The sequence below is a fragment of the Micromonospora thermarum genome, from assembly GCF_012034245.1.
GTDB classification, from domain to species: domain Bacteria; phylum Actinomycetota; class Actinomycetes; order Mycobacteriales; family Micromonosporaceae; genus Micromonospora; species Micromonospora thermarum.
This window is the reverse complement of sequence record NZ_JAATEO010000111.1, coordinates 1-385: the sequence shown is the minus strand read 5'-3', so window position 1 is coordinate 385 and position 385 is coordinate 1. Positions and strand designations below refer to the sequence as shown.

Annotated in this window: 1 protein-coding gene; it reads right to left on the bottom strand. The window is 71.2% G+C overall.

What is annotated here, in order from left to right:
• The coding region (locus tag HCJ94_RS29435) for a helix-turn-helix domain-containing protein (RefSeq protein WP_168004257.1) at positions 1-325 on the bottom strand (325 nt) is incomplete at its 3' end.
• Between the last annotated feature and the right edge of the window lie 60 nt (positions 326-385).

Below are 385 nucleotides of genomic sequence, written 5' to 3'. Positions count from 1 at the left end.
CGATCGCGATCTGCTCGACCGGCCGCCGGCGGACTGGGGCGAGGGCCAGCAGAGGGCCGAGGGTGTCGATGACCCGGTGGGCGGCGGAGTGCGAGACGCCGAACAGCGGGCCGATCTGACGCATGGTCAGGTTGGTCCGCCAGTACGCGGCGACCAGCAACACCCGGTCGGGCAGTTCGAGGGCCCACTGCCGGCCTGGCCGGCCGTCCGCGATCGTGTCCCCACCGCGCTCGGCGACCAGGCGGACCAGCCGGCGGAACTGGGCGGGCTGCAGCCCGGTGAACGGGAAGATCCACTCCTGGCGGGCTGCGGAGATCACCTGCACCCCGTCATTCTCGGTGGCCGTCCTCAGCGGACAGACATCGGGGTTACGAGACATCCCTTA